Source organism: Oleiphilus sp. HI0132 (assembly GCF_001635845.1).
The window spans coordinates 1-610 of the sequence record NZ_LWGJ01000315.1; the positions used below are offsets into that span (position 1 = coordinate 1).

The following is a 610-nucleotide window of genomic DNA, read 5'->3' on the forward strand; positions in this document are numbered from 1 at the left end:
ATATTATAGGTGCGCGGTGTGCCTTTATTGCTGTTATTACACTTGAAGGTCGGGCTGCCGTAGGCAATACCAAAGAATGTTTTGTAGGTATTCAGGTCGTCCCAAATATTGCGCTTACCGGAACCTTCACAGCTCATTTGCGATGCCAGGTTGATATAACCATCATCTTCGCCATTAAGCATAGCCGCAGATGCGCCTTCAATACCAGGGAAGCTCTTGTAACCGCCCATAACATAAACCGGAGCAGCTAGGTTGGAACCAATATAATTCTTAACAGTGTAAGAATCGTTTGTTTGAAGCCATTGTACACTTGGGTTGCAGTCTTTACCTAAGAATGCCGCGTTTATAAGTGCATCTAACCAGTTGCCGTTACAAACTCGGTCAGCACCTTCGGTTCCGGTTATTGCGCCGCCAAGCGTGAAAATCCCGAGAATGTCGTTCATGGCGGATGCATAATCAACACTAACGGAACCAGAGCTTGTGTAAGCCGTATTGTAGTTGGGTGCGCCTGAGACCGCATTACCGGCGATAAACATCATCTGCTGAGCGCCCTGACTATGCGATACAACCCAAAAGTCGTCATTGGCCGAGCATTGAGTGCCAGCTTGAG

Annotated in this window: 1 pseudogene; it reads right to left on the reverse strand. The window is 47.5% G+C overall.

The window, feature by feature from the left end:
* A pseudogene (locus tag A3766_RS30295) lies at nt 1-610 on the reverse strand (hypothetical protein); the annotation flags it as partial.